This window comes from Streptosporangium sp. NPDC005286, assembly GCF_040607515.1.
Classification (GTDB): domain Bacteria; phylum Actinomycetota; class Actinomycetes; order Streptosporangiales; family Streptosporangiaceae; genus Streptosporangium.
On the sequence record NZ_JBEXGU010000203.1, the window covers coordinates 1 to 14,838 of the forward strand.

13 protein-coding genes are annotated in these 14,838 nt (G+C 66.5%); 5 read left to right on the forward strand and 8 right to left on the reverse strand.

All coding sequences use genetic code 11. The features are described from left to right. Nucleotides 1-345 precede the first annotated feature (345 nt). Nucleotides 346-1,422, forward strand: coding sequence for a DegT/DnrJ/EryC1/StrS family aminotransferase (locus tag ABZU75_RS40645; RefSeq protein WP_355566874.1), 1,077 nt, complete (start codon nucleotides 346-348; stop codon nucleotides 1,420-1,422). 74 nt (nucleotides 1,423-1,496) lie between these two features. Here ABZU75_RS40645 and ABZU75_RS40650 read toward each other — a convergent pair whose 3' ends face one another. The 5 genes from ABZU75_RS40650 to asnB all read right to left on the reverse strand — a co-directional run bounded on the left by ABZU75_RS40650 (nucleotide 1,497) and on the right by asnB (nucleotide 6,310). Further along, a complete protein-coding gene (locus ABZU75_RS40650; RefSeq protein ID WP_355566876.1) occupies nucleotides 1,497-3,044 on the reverse strand; it encodes a glycosyltransferase family 39 protein in 1,548 nt (515 codons plus the stop codon). Between the two features lie 67 nt (nucleotides 3,045-3,111). Then, on the reverse strand, nucleotides 3,112-3,240 hold the full coding sequence (locus ABZU75_RS40655) for a hypothetical protein (protein WP_355566879.1): 129 nt from the start codon (nucleotides 3,238-3,240) through the stop codon (nucleotides 3,112-3,114). Nucleotides 3,241-3,319: 79 nt separating this feature from the next. After that, on the reverse strand, nucleotides 3,320-4,018 hold the full coding sequence (locus ABZU75_RS40660) for an alpha/beta fold hydrolase (RefSeq protein WP_355566882.1): 699 nt from the start codon (nucleotides 4,016-4,018) through the stop codon (nucleotides 3,320-3,322). A 69-nt stretch (nucleotides 4,019-4,087) separates the two neighbouring features. Continuing rightward, on the reverse strand, nucleotides 4,088-4,333 hold the full coding sequence (locus ABZU75_RS40665; protein ID WP_355566885.1) for a hypothetical protein: 246 nt from the start codon (nucleotides 4,331-4,333) through the stop codon (nucleotides 4,088-4,090). Between the two features lie 132 nt (nucleotides 4,334-4,465). After that, nucleotides 4,466-6,310, reverse strand: coding sequence for an asparagine synthase (glutamine-hydrolyzing) (asnB, locus tag ABZU75_RS40670; protein WP_355566888.1), 1,845 nt, complete (start codon nucleotides 6,308-6,310; stop codon nucleotides 4,466-4,468). A gap of 740 nt (nucleotides 6,311-7,050) precedes the next feature. On the opposite strand from asnB, the gene ABZU75_RS40675 reads away from it, so the two are divergent. Next, nucleotides 7,051-8,286: a glycosyltransferase gene (locus tag ABZU75_RS40675; protein WP_355566891.1), complete on the forward strand. Its 1,236-nt coding sequence runs from the start codon at nucleotides 7,051-7,053 to the stop codon at nucleotides 8,284-8,286. 549 nt (nucleotides 8,287-8,835) lie between these two features. Here ABZU75_RS40675 and rfbB read toward each other — a convergent pair. Next, nucleotides 8,836-9,744, reverse strand: a complete 909-nt coding sequence (gene rfbB, locus ABZU75_RS40680; protein WP_350964748.1) for a dTDP-glucose 4,6-dehydratase — start codon at nucleotides 9,742-9,744, stop codon at nucleotides 8,836-8,838. A gap of 332 nt (nucleotides 9,745-10,076) precedes the next feature. Here rfbB and ABZU75_RS40685 point away from each other — a divergent pair, with 332 nt between their 5' ends. Together ABZU75_RS40685 and ABZU75_RS40690 are read left to right on the forward strand one after the other, a co-directional pair. Next, nucleotides 10,077-11,306 (forward strand): class I SAM-dependent methyltransferase, encoded by a 1,230-nt coding sequence (locus ABZU75_RS40685; RefSeq protein ID WP_355566895.1) that lies wholly within the window; start codon nucleotides 10,077-10,079, stop codon nucleotides 11,304-11,306. A gap of 64 nt (nucleotides 11,307-11,370) precedes the next feature. Then, nucleotides 11,371-12,309: an NAD-dependent epimerase/dehydratase family protein gene (locus ABZU75_RS40690; RefSeq protein WP_355566898.1), complete on the forward strand. Its 939-nt coding sequence runs from the start codon at nucleotides 11,371-11,373 to the stop codon at nucleotides 12,307-12,309. Here the strand turns inward: ABZU75_RS40690 and ABZU75_RS40695 are convergent. Together ABZU75_RS40695 and ABZU75_RS40700 are read right to left on the reverse strand one after the other, a co-directional pair. Next, the gene (locus ABZU75_RS40695; protein ID WP_355566901.1) at nucleotides 12,266-12,472 is read right to left on the reverse strand and encodes a thioesterase domain-containing protein; all 207 of its coding nucleotides are present in this window, start codon (nucleotides 12,470-12,472) and stop codon (nucleotides 12,266-12,268) included. The two genes, ABZU75_RS40690 and ABZU75_RS40695, sit on opposite strands and share 44 nt — an antisense overlap. 300 nt (nucleotides 12,473-12,772) lie before the next feature. Then, nucleotides 12,773-12,934 carry a hypothetical protein gene (locus ABZU75_RS40700; protein WP_350930096.1) on the reverse strand — a complete coding sequence of 54 codons (162 nt, stop codon included), beginning with the start codon at nucleotides 12,932-12,934 and terminating at the stop codon, nucleotides 12,773-12,775. 82 nt (nucleotides 12,935-13,016) lie between these two features. On the opposite strand from ABZU75_RS40700, the gene ABZU75_RS40705 reads away from it, so the two are divergent. Further along, nucleotides 13,017-14,777, forward strand: a complete 1,761-nt coding sequence (locus ABZU75_RS40705; protein ID WP_355566906.1) for an ABC transporter ATP-binding protein — start codon at nucleotides 13,017-13,019, stop codon at nucleotides 14,775-14,777. The last annotated feature ends 61 nt before the right edge of the window (nucleotides 14,778-14,838 follow it).

Sequence of the window (14,838 nt, forward strand, 5' to 3'; positions counted from 1 at the left end):
GGCGCCGCCTGACCTGCGGCGCCGCACAACTAGTGAAAAGACGGTGCGCGCGTGATTGTGACCCGGCGACGCGGAAGGAGTCGCCTCCGGTGCCTCACCAGGCCAGGCGTCCCACCGGCCACGCCCCAGGCCCTGTCCGCCACGATGACCTGAGCCGACCCGGTCTCATGCCCCGTGGCGCGCGGATCCTAGTGTTTTCACGAGTGCCGCCCGGGTTCTTCTGTAGTTGACCCGGCGCGTGTCCGGAGAGTCCCGCGTCGCGGCGCGGCGGGGAAGGCGGGACTTTCCGAGCGCCTCTTGTCACCCCGTGCCGACGAGCCGGCTGGCTGATGAGTGAGGAACTCCATGACGTTCGAATATCAGGTGTCAAAGCCGTACCTCGCAGGACGGGAACTGGAGTACCTCACCGAGGCCGTCCGCTCCGGCTGGATATCCTCGCAGGGCCCCTTCGTCAGGCGCTTCGAGGAGGAGTTCGCCCAGTACAACGGCGTCGCGTACGGCGTCGCGTGCTCCTCGGGCACGACCGCTCTCACCCTCGCGCTGCGGGCGCTCGGAGTCGGCCCCGGCGACGAGGTCCTGGTGCCCGAGTTCACCATGGTCGCCACCGCGTGGGCGGTCACCTACACCGGCGCGGTGCCGGTGTTCGTGGATTGCGCCGACGACCTCAACATCGACGTCTCGCTGATCGAGTCTCGGATCACCCCTCGTACCAAGGTCATCATGCCGGTGCACGTCTACGGCCGGCGGTGTGACATGGACGCGATCATGAAGCTCGCGCACGAGTACAACCTGAGAGTGGTGGAGGATTCGGCGGAGGCGCACGGCGTGCGCCCGGTGGGTGACATCGCATGCTTCTCGCTGTTCGCCAACAAGATCATCACTGCCGGTGAGGGGGGTGTCTGCGTCACGAACAGCGAGCAGCTCGCCCGGCAGATGGCCCACCTGCGCAGCATGGCCTTCAGCAAGGAACACGACTTCATCCACAAGAAGCTGGCCTACAACTTCCGCATGACCAACATGCAGGCCGCGGTCGCCCTGGCCCAGCTGGAGCAGATCGACGAGATACTCGCCATCCGCAAGCGGATCGAGAACCACTACGACAGCGGGCTCGACGGCATCGACGGGATCAGCGTCATGCCGCCCCGCGACGTCCTGTGGATGTACGACATCCGGGCGGAGCGGCGGGAGGAGCTACGGGAGTTCCTGACCGACGCGGGGATCGAGACCCGGCCGTTCTTCCAGCCCATGAGCCGCCAGCCGATGTACTTCAACCCCGACTGGCCGGCGCTGAACGCCGCCCGCTTCGCGGCCGACGGTCTCTATCTGCCCACCGACCCCGGGCTGACCGAGTCCGACCAGGACCGGGTGATCGGGAAGGTACGCGATTTCTACCTGGCGGGTCAGGCCACGCGGCGCAGGTGACCCTTCGGCGGCCTGACCGGTCGGCCCCTCTCGCGTCCCCGGTCAGTACGCCTCCGCTCTACCCGCCAATCGCTTCAGATGGCCGTCCGCCGGAACTCCGGCCACAGCTCCGGCCACGAGGCCCGCGGATCGCGGCACCGCCAGATGGGCGTGCCGGCTTCCAGGCCAAGGCCGGTGTCCACGGTGGCCACCTGCTGTACGTCGCCGAAGTACGTTCGCAGCCGCTCGCCCTCATCGCCGACGTACAGCACCGTGCCGGTCCCCTGGGGGGGCATGCCGAAGTACCAGTAGCCACGGCTGCCGCTGTACGGCTTCGGCAGCCCCCGCTCGCCGCCGTAGAACTCGATGGCGGCGGCCTGCCAGTAGACGCGGGTGATCACTACGGCGTTCCGCCGTTCGTCCGGCGGCAGTGTCCGGTATGCCCGGCCGACCGTGTCGGTGAACTCCGGCCAGCCGAACTGGCCGATCGTGATGATGTTGACCCCGAGGTTCTCGCCGGCCCTGGGCTGTTGCACCCAGGCCCCGGGCAGGACCGGTAGCCAGTAGAGGGCCGGCAGCACCGACAGCGCGAAGACCGGCCAGGTGGGCACCCAACGCCACCAGCGCGCCGGCTGACGCCGCTGCAGTTCGACCGCGGCCACGGACCACAGCACCGGGAACAGCCCGGTCACGTAGTACCACCGGCCACCGGCCAGCCAGAAGATCAGGATCACCGCGACGGCGGCCACGCCGTAGAACCGGTAGGGCCTGAGCAGTGTGGACCGCAGGAGCCGCCACAGGCCGTACCAGGCCAGCACGGCCCCGATCAGCAGACCGGGCTGGGCGAGCACGAGCGGGAGGAACAACGCGCGGCCGCCGTTCAGGCTCCCCTCCGCGGACACCGTCTGGACCATCTCGAACTGCGGCCATCCGTTGCCGGCCTGCCAGGCCAGCCCGGGGAGCATCGTCAGCAGGGTGATCGCGGCACCGGCCCACAGCAGCGGCCTGCGCAGCAGGTCCCGTGGTCCCACCGCGAGCGCGCCGGCCCCCAGCGCCAGCCACAGCACCGGGATCAGGAACTTGACCTGCAGGGCGACGGCCGTGGCGACACCCGCCCACAGCAGCGGGCGGTCGTCCTGCCGCCCCTCCTCCCGTAACCGAACCCAGCGGACCACCAGCCATGAGACCACCGCCCACAGGAACGCGTCGAAGGCGTTCGTGGCCAGGAGGTGACCGTTGACGACCATGCCGATGGCGGACACCGCGGCGGTCATCACCTGCGCCCGGCGCCGGCCGCCCAGCTCCCGGGCGATCTGGGTGGCGACGACGACCCCCAACGCCGTGAGCACCGTCGCCGGAAGTCGCAGCGCGACAAGGGATCCGGGAAAGAGCGTGTCCATCACGTGTGCGATCAGCGGCAGCAATGGCGGCTGATCGGCGTAACCCCAGTTCAGATGCCCGCCGGCCGCCACGAAGTACAGCTCATCGGCGAAGTAACCGTATCGGCCGCTCGTCACCAGCAGCAGCACCGCGACCGCTCCGGCGATGACCGACACGGGACCCCATGCCAGAGGTGCGATGGTGCCCTCCGGCGCGGCGTCCGCCACAGTCGCCTCCGGCGCCTTCACGACAGGCTCGTTCATCCGTCATCCACCCTCACGTAGGCTATGGCCGCCGATCACGGCGCCGTCGGTCCCCGCACGGGAACGTTCACGTCGAGGACGGTTCCCTCGATCCAGGGGCCGGCTGCGTCAGGAGCACCGAGTCGCCGCCGGTGCCCTCCCGTATCCGCGACCAGTGCCGCAGCACGGCCTTGGTGGCCGGTGACGACACGTTCACAGGCGTGACGATCGCCTCCCGGGTCGAGACGGAGAAGGCTTCGTTGAAGATCCGCTTCTGCCTTGCCGTACGTCTCGCGCTACGCCCCGAGTTCCAGGGCGATCTCCTCGTTCACCGCCTGCTGATGCCGGGTGAGGAAGAAATGACCGCCGGAGAACACCCTGATACGGAAACGCCCCGAGGTGTGCCGGCTCCAGACCTCCGCCTCCTCGACCGTCGTCCTCGGATCGGCGTCCCCGGTCAGCACGGTGATCGAACCACCCATGCTCTGCTCCGGATCCCCACGGTAGGTCTCGATCGCACGATAGTCACCCCGCAGCGCGGGCAACGCCATCCGGAGGATCTCCTCATCACCGAGCAACCCGGCATCCGTACCGTTCAGCAGCTTGAGCTCGGCGATGATGCCATCGTCGTCACGCCGATGCACCGACTCATCCCGCACAGTGGACGGCCCGCGACGCCCCGAGGCGATCAGCGTGTGCGGCGCGCTGACCCCCTTGCGCTCAAGCCGGCAGGCCACCTCAAAACCGATCACCGACCCCATGCTGTGCCCGAAGAAGACCGTCGGCTTCTCCGACAACGTGATCAGCTCATCGACGATCCGATCCGCCAGGACGCCGATGTCGGTGATGCACGGCTCCCGCAACCGATCCTGCCGCCCGGGATACTGGATCGCCACCACATCGGCCCCCGGCGAGAACCTGGCCGAGACCGGACGAAAGAAGCTCGCCGACCCACCCGCGTGCGGAAAGCACACCAGGCGCTTACCCGCCCCCACCACCGGATGATAACGACGGACCCATACGGTACTGACGTCGTCCGCGGTACTCACGATCCGTTGATCCCTTCATCGCGCCGAATGCCACTCCGACCAGTGAACCCCGGCAACGACTCGCAAAATCACTAGAAGCCAGTACTCCAGCCGCACATCGGGATCTCCACTGAAGTCGCCGTCCCGCCATACGTCCAGTTCGACGCCGTCGACCAGATCGACCCGCCACGGGCCGGCCGGTGTACCGGACCCCGGCGCCGGGGTGACCGGCGCGCCCGTGACCAGCGCGCGCAACCGGCCGAGCACGTCCGCCGCGGCCACGGGCGTTCAGGTGAGCGGCGGACGAGCCAGGCCAGGATCGCCTTGATGTTCACGGTGCCCGAGTCGGCGTTGCCCGGACCGCCGCCTTGAAGGTTCATTCTCCAAAGCGGCGGATGGCCCACGGCAGAGTGGTCAGGACAGGGCGAACTCGGGCGAGTAGATGTCAAGCCAATAGTACATGTCAATTATTTTATCCAGGAGGAGCTTCTCTCCGTGCGATATCTTCGACGAGTCCATCTCGACCGCATACTTCAGCCATTCTCGGTTGAACAGCGTGAACAGCGGGCTATGGACGTCCGCCAGCACCTCTTTGCCCTGAATTTGCAGGGCGCTCGAGTAGCGAATGTCATGCATCATTGTCGGGTAACCGCTCTTCACCCGATTGGCCACCGATGGCGGAAGCAGGTCCTTTACGGCGTGCCTCAGCAGGCTCTTCTCCCTGCCGTCAAACGACTTGAGCTTCCACGGCGTGTTGTAGACATACTCGACGAGACGATGATCACAGTACGGAACCCGCACCTCAAGGCCGACCGCCATAGAGAGGCGGTCCTTACGATCGAGCAGCATCCGCAGGAACCGGGTCAGGTGCATGTGGAATATGACGCGCATCTGACGCTCGACACGCGACGCGCTGTCGAGGTGATCGACAGCCGCCACCGCCGTCGCATACTGGTCCCCCAGGTAGCTTTCCAATCCCATGGCCGCCAGCGCTTCCGCCGTGAAAGGCATGACGGTGTGGGTGCTGGGCTGCGCGTCGAGTACCGCCGCCATCCAGGGAAAGATGGGAAGTTCGCGAAGGTCGTTGTGGAACCATTGGTAGCCGCCGAAGTTCTCGTCCGCCGCCTCGCCGGACAGGGCCACCGTCGACTCATTGCGTATTTCTCGAAACAGCCGGTACATTGAGATATCTGATTCGCCGAACGCATTCGGTGTGTCCCGTGCCGTGATCACGGCACGGCGAATGGCCGGATCGGACAGATCTTCCGCGTTCAGCACCACCTGCCGGTGTACCGGCCTGATCAGATCGACCATATCCTTGACGAACGGCGCATCCGGGGTAGTCCGAAACACATCCGCTCTGAAGCGATCGACGTGATCGACGAAGTCGACCGAGAATGTACGTAGCCGTTCGCCGTCCGCGGCCAGCCTGGGCGACGCAAGACTGGCGATCGCGCTGGAATCCAGCCCACCGGAGAGCAGAACGCACTGGGGCACGTCGGAGATCAACTGTCGGCTGACGGTGTCGTTGAGCAGCTGCCGCACTCGTCCGATCGTGCTCTTCTGGTCGTCGGTGTGCGGCGCCGTCTGGAGCCTCCAGTACGTCCTGTTGCGGATTCCGCTCGCGTCGACAGTGACGACCGTGCCCGGCTCGACCTCGTACATCCCTTTCCAAATCGCCTGCCCCTGCCCGATGCCGGTCACCGCCGTGCGTATCCCGTCGATGTCGACTGCCTTGCGAGCGAGAGGGTTGGCCAGAATCGCCTTTGGTTCCGATCCGAACAGCACACCGTCGCGGGTCGGGTAGTAGTAGAGCGGCTTCACCCCCAGCCGGTCGCGGATCATGACAAGCTTCTGATCACGGGTATCCCAGATGGCGAATGCGAACATCCCGTTGAGGTGGTCGGCGACGCTTTCACCCCATTCGAGATAACCGTGCAACACGACCTCGGTGTCGCTCGCGGTACGGAACCGGTGCCCTCGGGCCTGCAGTTCCCTGCGCAGTTCGATGAAGTTGTAGGTCTCGCCGCTGTACACCAGGACCACCGGACCGTTCGGCGTGGCGAACTCCATCGGTTGCACGCCACCGTCCAGGTCGATGACCGCCAGCCTTCGGTGACCGAGCGCGGCATGCCGTTGCAGCCACGTTCCGGAGGCGTCGGGCCCGCGCAGCGCCATGGTGACGGTCATCGCGTCAATCGTGGCTTGCCGTTCGGTCAGGTCCGCGTCATAGGACACCCAGCCCGTGATCCCACACATAACCGGTCCTCTCCTTGTCTGTCACAGAAATCGACCACGGCTCTCGTGAGTGGTCTGCTCGGTTAGATCCCAACAGAGCACTCATGAAGGTTGAGGGATCTGCCACAGACCTGGCCTTCCGCCGGGAGGCGGCCGGCACCCGGCACTCACCTATCGATTGGGGCTTGGACGACATCCGGGGAGATGTCATCGTCCACCTCCGCCCTGGTAACTGCAGGCGCCGGCCCCGACGCCCTGCTGAAACCTGATGTTATGGACACTTTTCTAGGAAAACGCCTAGTCGGGTTTGGTCAGGGCGGGGATGAGTTGAGCGTGTTTGGGTAACGCTCGGCGGCAGGTGGGGCGAATCCCGGCCCGGCAGGCCGGCGGCAATTGAAACCCGGTAGGTGCTCAAGCCCCGGCCGGTGCTTATGGAGGTCACGGACGCGCGACCGAGAAGCCAAAGCTGTCAGGGCCGCCTTCCCGATGCCCGGAGCCAAGGTGGATCCGGGCTTCCGATGAGGAACGCCGCACTGGACTCCCTTGTGCGGCGGCGAAGACCCGCACGTCACCCGCATCGGCGCCGTGATTCTAATGATTTCCGGGAATCGGTCGCACCAGGATGTGCCGGACAGGCAAGCAAGATCGCTGCTCGGATCCGTCACACATGTCACTTCGGCAGCCGATCCAGGGAGGCAATCAAGAGTGAGCCCAACTCCGACCGCCGCTGATCCGACCCTCGACTGTCCGGCTTTGATACGATGCGTGTCCTCATAGTAACCGTCGGCTCGGAGGGGGACCTCCAGCCTTTTCTTGCCCTCGGAAAGCGTCTGCTCGCGGAGGGCCACGACGTTAAGCTCTCGGCCTCCGACGGTTACGCAGCGCGCGCCGACGCTGTCGGTGTTCCCTTCGTCGGCAGGCCGACTTGGAACGAGACGGAATTCCAGGCGAACTACATCCGTATTCTCAACGAGAAGAACAAGCTGCGACAACTGACGGTTGTGATCGAATTCCTGGCGCAGGAGCAGCGTGCCGCGGTACCGCAACTGATGGCGCTGGCCCGTGAGGCCGACGTCGTCATCAACTCACCGCTGGCCATCGGCGCGGTCGCCGCAGCGCGCGCGGTCGGCACGCCCCAGGTGAGCGTGCACCACACCTGGCCACTGCACCGAGCGCGCGGGCATGGCCCGAACAATATCGATTTCGGGCCCGTCGGCAACGCCCTCGCATGGTCGGTCGTTGGCGGGGGGGTCAGGCTCGCGACCGACAAACTGTTCAACCCTGTCGTCGCCGCAGCCGGCCTTCCGCCCTGGCGCGACGTTCTCTTCGACGCGAGCCATTCGCGCCTGCTCAACCTCATCGCCATCAGCCCGAGCATCCTCAAGCACGATCCGCTCTTCGAGTCCACCTACCGCACCATGGGATACTGGTTTCTCGAGGAACCGGAGTACGTACCCCCGGACGACCTCGCGGCGTTCATCGCCGACGAGCCGCCGGTGGTGATCGGCTTTGGCTCGAACAACGGGTTCGACGCCCGTGCGGTCACAGAGCAGCTGCTTGAGGCGGTTCGCGGCCTGGGCCGGCGTGTCGTCCTGCAATCCGGCTGGGCGGGGCTCGGAGACCAGGAGCTGCCGCCCAACATCTTTCTGGCGGACTTCGTCCCGCACGGGTGGCTCTATGCCCGCGCCGCGTGCGTCGTCCATCACGGGGGGGCCGGGACGACCGCGGCGGCGTTCCGGGCCGGTATCCCGCAGGCGGTCGTGTGGCTTCAAGGTGATCAGCTCCACTGGGGAAGGAGGATCGCGCAGCTCGGCGTCGGGCCCCCGCCTCGTCACCACCACGCCCTCAAGGCCGGCTGGTTGCGAGGCACGCTCAATCGCCTGCTCACCGACAGCGGTATGGCCACCCGCGCTCGGGCACTCGGTGCCGCGATCCGTAAGGAGGACGGGACGGGGATGGCGGTTCGCGCGATCGAGGAGGTGTTCGTGGCCAGGTAGAAGTGGCTCCGGTCACAGCGCGGTGGGCCCGCCGGTATGGCCGCCCGGTCCGCTATGACCGGATCCCGCGGGAGAAGCCCATGTGCTCCAGGTTGGGCAGGACCGGATGAAGATCCTGCGGGCGGTCTTCGCCGACAGCGCGCCATCGCGGTCGCGGGGTCTGCCAGGAGCACCGGTATCGCAGCAGGTGTGGGTCCGGCGGTACCGAACCGACACGGACGGCGACCTGGCGCGGCGGGCTCCCGACTTCAGCCGGGACCGGCAGACCCGTCATGGTCGCCCCCGCCGATCCACCACCACTGCCCCGGAGAGGGGCCAGGACGTCGATGCCGTCCACACCGAACACGAAAACCGTACGGCGAAGGCGCATGACCTCGCGCGATCGCGTTGTCGACCGGCGGTCACGGGTCGCGGCGCAGAGGTACTGACCGAAATCACCGAGAGTACCCGCATGTCCCCGTACGGCGGGCCGTCAGAAATCGCATCACCGCGCGGGATGGCTCCGCACGCCAACCCGCGAACCGTCACCGGGACTTCCGGCCGCGACCACTACGCGTCAAGAGCCGCCCACCAGGATCGGTTCTCCCGGTACCAGGTGATGGTGCCCGCGAGACCTTCCCTAAAATCGATCATGGGTTCGAACCCGATCTCCTCGGTGATCTTCCTGTGGTCGATCGAGTACCGGTGGTCCTGAGCCCGCCGGTCTGCCACATAGCGGACCCGGTCCCAATCGGCCCCGGCCAGTTCGAGCAGAAGGCCGGTCAGCTCACGGTTGGTGAGTTCTATCCCGCCGCCGATGTTGTAGATCTCGCCGGCGCGACCCTTGTCAAGGACCATGGAAATGCCGCGGCAGTGGTCGTCGACGTGCAGCCATTCGCGGATGGCGCCGCCGTCGCCGTGCAGCGTGAGGTCGCGCCCCTGGAGCAGACGGGTGACAAAACGGGGAATGATCTTCTCCGGATGCTGCCGGGGTCCATAGTTGTTGGAGCATCGGGTGATCGACAAGTCCAGGCCGTAAGTGCGCCAGTGCGATCGGGCGAGGCAATCACTGGCCGCCTTCGACGCCGAGTACGGGTTGTTGGGCTCGAGCCGAAACCGTTCCGTCCATGATCCCTGCTCGATCGACCCGTACACCTCGTCGGTGGACACGTGCACGACGCGCTGGATTCCACTCGTCCCGCATTGTTCGAGAAGGCGGTGGGTGCCCATCACATTGGCCCACACGAACGGGTCCGCGTCGTCCACCGCCCTGTCGACATGCGACTCGGCAGCGAAATGCACGACTCCGTCGTGTCCGGGCAGAAGATCGGCCAGCAGCTCCCGATCGCAGATGTCACCACGCACAAAGGTCAACTTCGGATGTGCCTCGGGCAGGTTCTCCCTCCTGCCGGCGTAGGTCAACTTGTCCAGAACGGTGACTCGGGTGTCCTCATGGCCGGGATATCGGCCGTCCAACATTGACCGTACGAAATGGGATCCGATGAACCCAGCTCCGCCAGTGACCAGGATTCGCATCTGATACTCCTTCATCCGCGTTACCTGCCTCGCCTCTGGCGGACAACTCGGACGGAAACACGGTGTCGGCGATCATGTGATTCCCCCAGATCAAGGGGTTTCGTTCAGGTGATTGTGCCTCAGCCGATCAGGTAATTCCCCTAGTGTTGGCGGACGTAAGCTCCGACCGCCAGCTGATCGAGGACTTGTCGTGAGCTGTCGAAAGGACTTCCGCCAGATCGAGCGCGGTGGCCACGACGGCTGGGCAACACGATGGGTGGAAGGAGAGAACGCTGATGGACACCACCGGCCGCTGCCTGGTGTGCGGGACCAACCGTCTGGAACAGGTGGTCTCGCTCACCCCGACTCCGCCCGCCAACGACATCGCACCCACGGCCGAGGCGGCCCGATCTCAGCACCGGTACCCATTGGACCTCGTGCGCTGCGCCGGATGCGGCCTGGTCCAGCTTGTGGACGTCGTTCCCCGATCGGTGCTGTTCGCCGACTACCGGTACGCCACGGGTGCCGCTCCTGCCCTCGTCGACCACTGCCGTGCGCTGGCCACCCGGGTCACGGATCGACTGGAGCTGGCCTCCGGGGCGAAGGTGCTCGAAATCGGCTCGAACGACGGCACGCAACTGAGCTTCTTCGCCGAGCGCGGCATGCGGGTGCTCGGTGTCGACCCGGCGGTCGAGCTCGGGGTCCACGCGCAGGAGCAGGGAATTCCAACGCTGACCGCGCATTTCGGTGTGGAGTCGGCCGAGAAGATACTGAGTGACATCGGGCCCGTTGACGCGGTGTTGGGCAGCAATGTGCTCGCCCACGTCAACGACGTGAACGGAGTTCTCCGCGCGATCCGCCTGCTCCTCAAACCGGGTGGCTGCGCCGTCATCGAGGTCGCGCACGTCCTGCCGATGGTCCAGCACGGTATCTTCGAGTTCGTCTACCACGAGCACCTTTCGTACTTCTCCCTGCACGTGCTGGCACAGGCGGCCGAGGCGAACGGGCTCACGGTGTCCGACGCCGAGCTCATCCCGACCCAGGGAGGCTCGTTGCGCTGCTGGATACGCCGCGATGACGAGGCCCGCCCCTCGACGGCCGGATTCGACCGGATTCTGCAGGCCGAGGTCGACGCGGGGGTGCCCGACGGCAGTTTTCTCGACGGCTTCGCGGACCGCATCGACCGGGTCTGCACGACCCTCAACGACGTGCTGGGCGGCCTGTCGAGAGTCGGCCGGCGGGTCTGCGGGTACGGCGCGTCGGCGCGGGCCGTCACCCTGCTCTCCCAGGCCGGAGTGGGCGGTGAGATCGCCTGGATCGTCGATGACAACCCGCGCAAGGTGGGCAAGTACACGCCGGGCGACGGTATCCCCATTGTGAGCTCCGAGCGGTTGGCCGCGAACGCGGCCGACTACTGCGTGCTGTTCGCCTGGAACTTCGAGGCCAGTATCCGCGCCCGGTCGGCGGCGTTCTCGGCAGCCGGCGGCGCGTTCGTCGTGCCGTTCCCGGAGCTGTCCATCAAGTGAAGTGGTTAGCCGGATGATCCTATTGGCCTGGAATGTCACATGACGATCGTCTGGAGGAACTGACGTGCACGTCCTGGTCACTGGAGGTCTGGGCTATCTCGGCCATGCGGTCACCCTCGACCTTCTTGCCGCCGACCACCAGGTCACCGTCCTGACCCGGGGCCACACGGACGCGGGGCGGCACGCCGGCGTCGGCCTGGTGGAAGGCGATGTCCGGGACCGCGGCCGAATCCGGGAAATAGTCGCCGCCGGACGCTTCGACGCGGTATGCCACCTCGCCGCAGTGTCCCGAGGGCGGGACTCGTTCGCCGACCCGCTGACGTATTACGACGTAAACGTGGTTGGCACCCTCAACCTCCTGATGGCGCTCGACGACATCCGTGAATCGGTGCCGCCGGCTCGATTCGTGTTCACATCGACCGACAAGGTTTACGGCTCGCAGCACGTCGGTGCCATAAGCGAGGATCTGGAACCCCACCCGGAGAGTCCCTACGCGGCGTCGAAGGTCGGGGCGGAGCAGCTCGTCGCGGCGTACGCCGCCACTGGAGCGATCGGCGCGGTCACGCTTCGGTGCTTCAACATCGCCGGAGCCGCCAATGGGCGCACCGACACCGACACCGCGCGTATCATCCCGAACGTATTCCGCGCGCTCACCGGCGAGTTGCCGTACATCACACTCAACGGCGACGGATCCGCGGTCCGCGACTTCGTCCACATCCTCGACGTGGCGACAGCGATGCGGCTGTCGCTCGCCGCCGTGAAGGTAGGCAAGCACCGCGTCTACAACATAGGGAGCGGCACCGCGTCCAGCATGGCGCAGGTCGTGGCGACAGCGGAAGCTGTGACCGGCCTTCCGGTACCGGTCCGAAAGGCGCCGCCCAAGCGGGAACCGCAGATCCTCACGGCCGACAACAGCCGCGCGGTGAAAGAACTCGGCTGGCTTCCCGAGCGATCGGGCCTTACCGAGATGATCGCCGACGCATGGCGCACCTGGCACGCCTGACGATCAGCACCGCATCGGCGCCCGGCGAGAACCTGGCCGAGACCGGACGAAAAAAGCTCGCCGACCCACCCGCGTGCGGAAAGCACACCAGGCGCTTACCCGCCCCCACCACCGGATGATAACGACGGACCCAAGCGGTACTGACGTCGTCCGCGGTACTCACGATCCGTTTACCCCTTCATCGCGCCGAATGCCACTCCGACCAGTGAAACCCAGCAGCGACTCGCAAAAACACTAGAAGCTGGGCCGGTGAGCCCCAGCCCGAGGCTGTCAACCGGTCCCATACGCCACGAACTCCGGTGATTTCCTGGTCTTTCGACATCTAGTGTCGCTACTGGCCGTGGGCGGCGAGAGGGATTTCCATGATCACAGCCCGTGGACCGACACACGGTTTTCACGTGGACGGTCAGCGGATCGACGCGGTCAATGGTGTCGACATCGATGTGAACGACCCCTTGGGTGGTCAACGTACGTTGACCTTACGAATGGGGAAATCGTGGCTCTGGTGACCGAAGCAGAAGGGGACGACCCTTTGCGTGCGCTGCGTGCCGCCGCCGAGTTGCGCCGCCAGGTCGATCGGCTGGCCGCCGTCCAGGTGCGCCGGGTACGCGTACAGGGGAGTCATGGGTGCACATAGCGCAGGCCGTCGGGGTCGGAAAGCAGGCGGCGCACAAGCGCTTCGGCGGGGGGAGATTCTTCGCGGGCGGGTGGCACCGAGCGGCCTGAGCAAGCGGAAGCTGAGCAAGCGGAACTCGTGGCGGCTGCTGTTCGACCTAGTCCGCCCGCACAAGCGCGTGCTGCTGCTGGGTGGCGTGCTCACTTTGGTGGGCAGCTCCGCCGGGCTGGCGATGCCGATCCTCGCCAAGAGCGTGATCGACACCTTCGGGAAGGGTGGCGACCTCATCGGCCCGGTGCTCTGGCTGTCGGCGTCGGTCCTGGTGGCGGCCCTGGTCTTGACGGCGGGGCGCTTCCTGCTCGAGCGGATGGGCGAGGGAATCGTGCTGGCCTCGCGCATGAGCCTCGTTGATCGCATCCTGCGGCTCAGGGTGGCCGACGTGGACCGGCTCAAGCCGGGGGACCTGCTCTCCCGGGTCAACTCCGACACCACGCTGCTGCGCGCCGTCTGCACGGAGGCGCTGGCCAGCTCAGTGGACGCGATCTTCGTGTTCCTGGGTGCGGTGGTGCTGATGGCCATCATCGACGGCCTGCTCCTCATGATCACGCTCGCGGTGATCGCCCTGATCGGCCTCATAGCGGCGTCGATCACGCCGCGCATCCGCCGGGCGTCGCTCCAGGCCCAGGTGGCCCTGGGCGAGATGAACTCCGCGCTCGACCGTGCTCTCCAGGCGTTCCGCACGGTCAAGGCCAGCGGGGCCGAGTCACGCGAGATCGCGCTGGTGGGCGCCGCGGCCACCGAGGCGCGTGACCGCGGCGTGACCGCCGCCGCGTGGAGCTCGGTCACGGGCATCGCCGCCTGGATGTCAACCCAGCTGGCGTTCCTCGCCGTGCTTGGAGTGGGCGGCGCGCGCGTCGCCAGCGGGTCGATGGAGATCTCGTCGCTGATCGCGTTCCTTCTCTACCTGTTCTACCTGGTGTCCCCAATCGGGACGCTGATCCAGAACCTCACCCAGATACAGAACGGCCTGGCCGCGATAGCTCGCATCCAGGAGATCTCCGAGCTTCCGTCCGAGCCGCCCACCCCCGAGACGTGGAAGCCGGAGACCGGTGCCCCCGTCGGCCTCACCTTCAGCGGCGTGGTCTTCCGGTACGGCGAAGACCGGCCGATCATCCACAACCAGGTGAACTTCAAGGTGCCCGCTGGTGGCATGACAGCCCTGGTCGGCCCTTCGGGAGCCGGCAAGTCCACGGTCTTCGGGCTCATCGAACGGTTCTACGAGCCACAGGCCGGGACGATCCTCATCGGTGGCCGAGACATCCGCGAGTGGCCACTGAGCGAGCTGCGCGCTTCGCTCAGCTACGTGGAGCAGGACGCCCCCGTCCTCGCTGGCACATTCCGGGAGAACCTCGTCTTCGGAGCGCCTGGCGCTACCGAGGAGGAGATCGCCCACACCCTGGCCCGCACCCGCCTGGACGATCTGATCGCCCGCCTGCCCGAAGGCCTCGATACGCCTGTCGGCCACCGCGGCGTCCTGCTCTCGGGCGGGGAGCGCCAGCGGGTGGCCATCGCCAGGGCACTGCTCCGCAAACCCCGTTTGCTGCTGCTCGACGAGGCCACCTCGCAGCTCGACGCCATGAACGAGCTGCGCCTGCGCGAGGTGGTGGCCGAGGTGGCGCGAGAGACCACGGTCCTGGTCATAGCCCATCGGCTGTCCACCGTCACCGGCGCCAACCGGATCATCCTCATGGAGGCAGGCCGGGTCCGCGCCTACGGCACTCATGACGAGTTGGTCGACGCCGACGACCTCTACCGCGAGCTTGCCGCGACCCAGTTCCTCGTCACGTCCTGATGCTCCAGGGAGCCGACGTGGTGCATATGATCCGTGCTTTCCCCGCCGCGGCGGGGAAAGC

What these genes read in the sequence shown, in the direction of transcription:
- ABZU75_RS40685 (WP_355566895.1), top strand. Translation starts at nt 10,077, where the DNA reads ATGGACACCACCGGCCGCTGCCTGGTGTGCGGGACCAACCGTCTGGAA.
- asnB (WP_355566888.1), bottom strand. Translation starts at nt 6,310, where the DNA reads ATGTGTGGGATCACGGGCTGGGTGTCCTATGACGCGGACCTGACCGAA.
- ABZU75_RS40675 (WP_355566891.1), top strand. Translation starts at nt 7,051, where the DNA reads ATGCGTGTCCTCATAGTAACCGTCGGCTCGGAGGGGGACCTCCAGCCT.
- ABZU75_RS40650 (WP_355566876.1), bottom strand. Translation starts at nt 3,044, where the DNA reads ATGAACGAGCCTGTCGTGAAGGCGCCGGAGGCGACTGTGGCGGACGCC.
- ABZU75_RS40645 (WP_355566874.1), top strand. Translation starts at nt 346, where the DNA reads ATGACGTTCGAATATCAGGTGTCAAAGCCGTACCTCGCAGGACGGGAA.
- rfbB (WP_350964748.1), bottom strand. Translation starts at nt 9,744, where the DNA reads ATGTTGGACGGCCGATATCCCGGCCATGAGGACACCCGAGTCACCGTT.
- ABZU75_RS40700 (WP_350930096.1), bottom strand. Translation starts at nt 12,934, where the DNA reads ATGACTCCCCTGTACGCGTACCCGGCGCACCTGGACGGCGGCCAGCCG.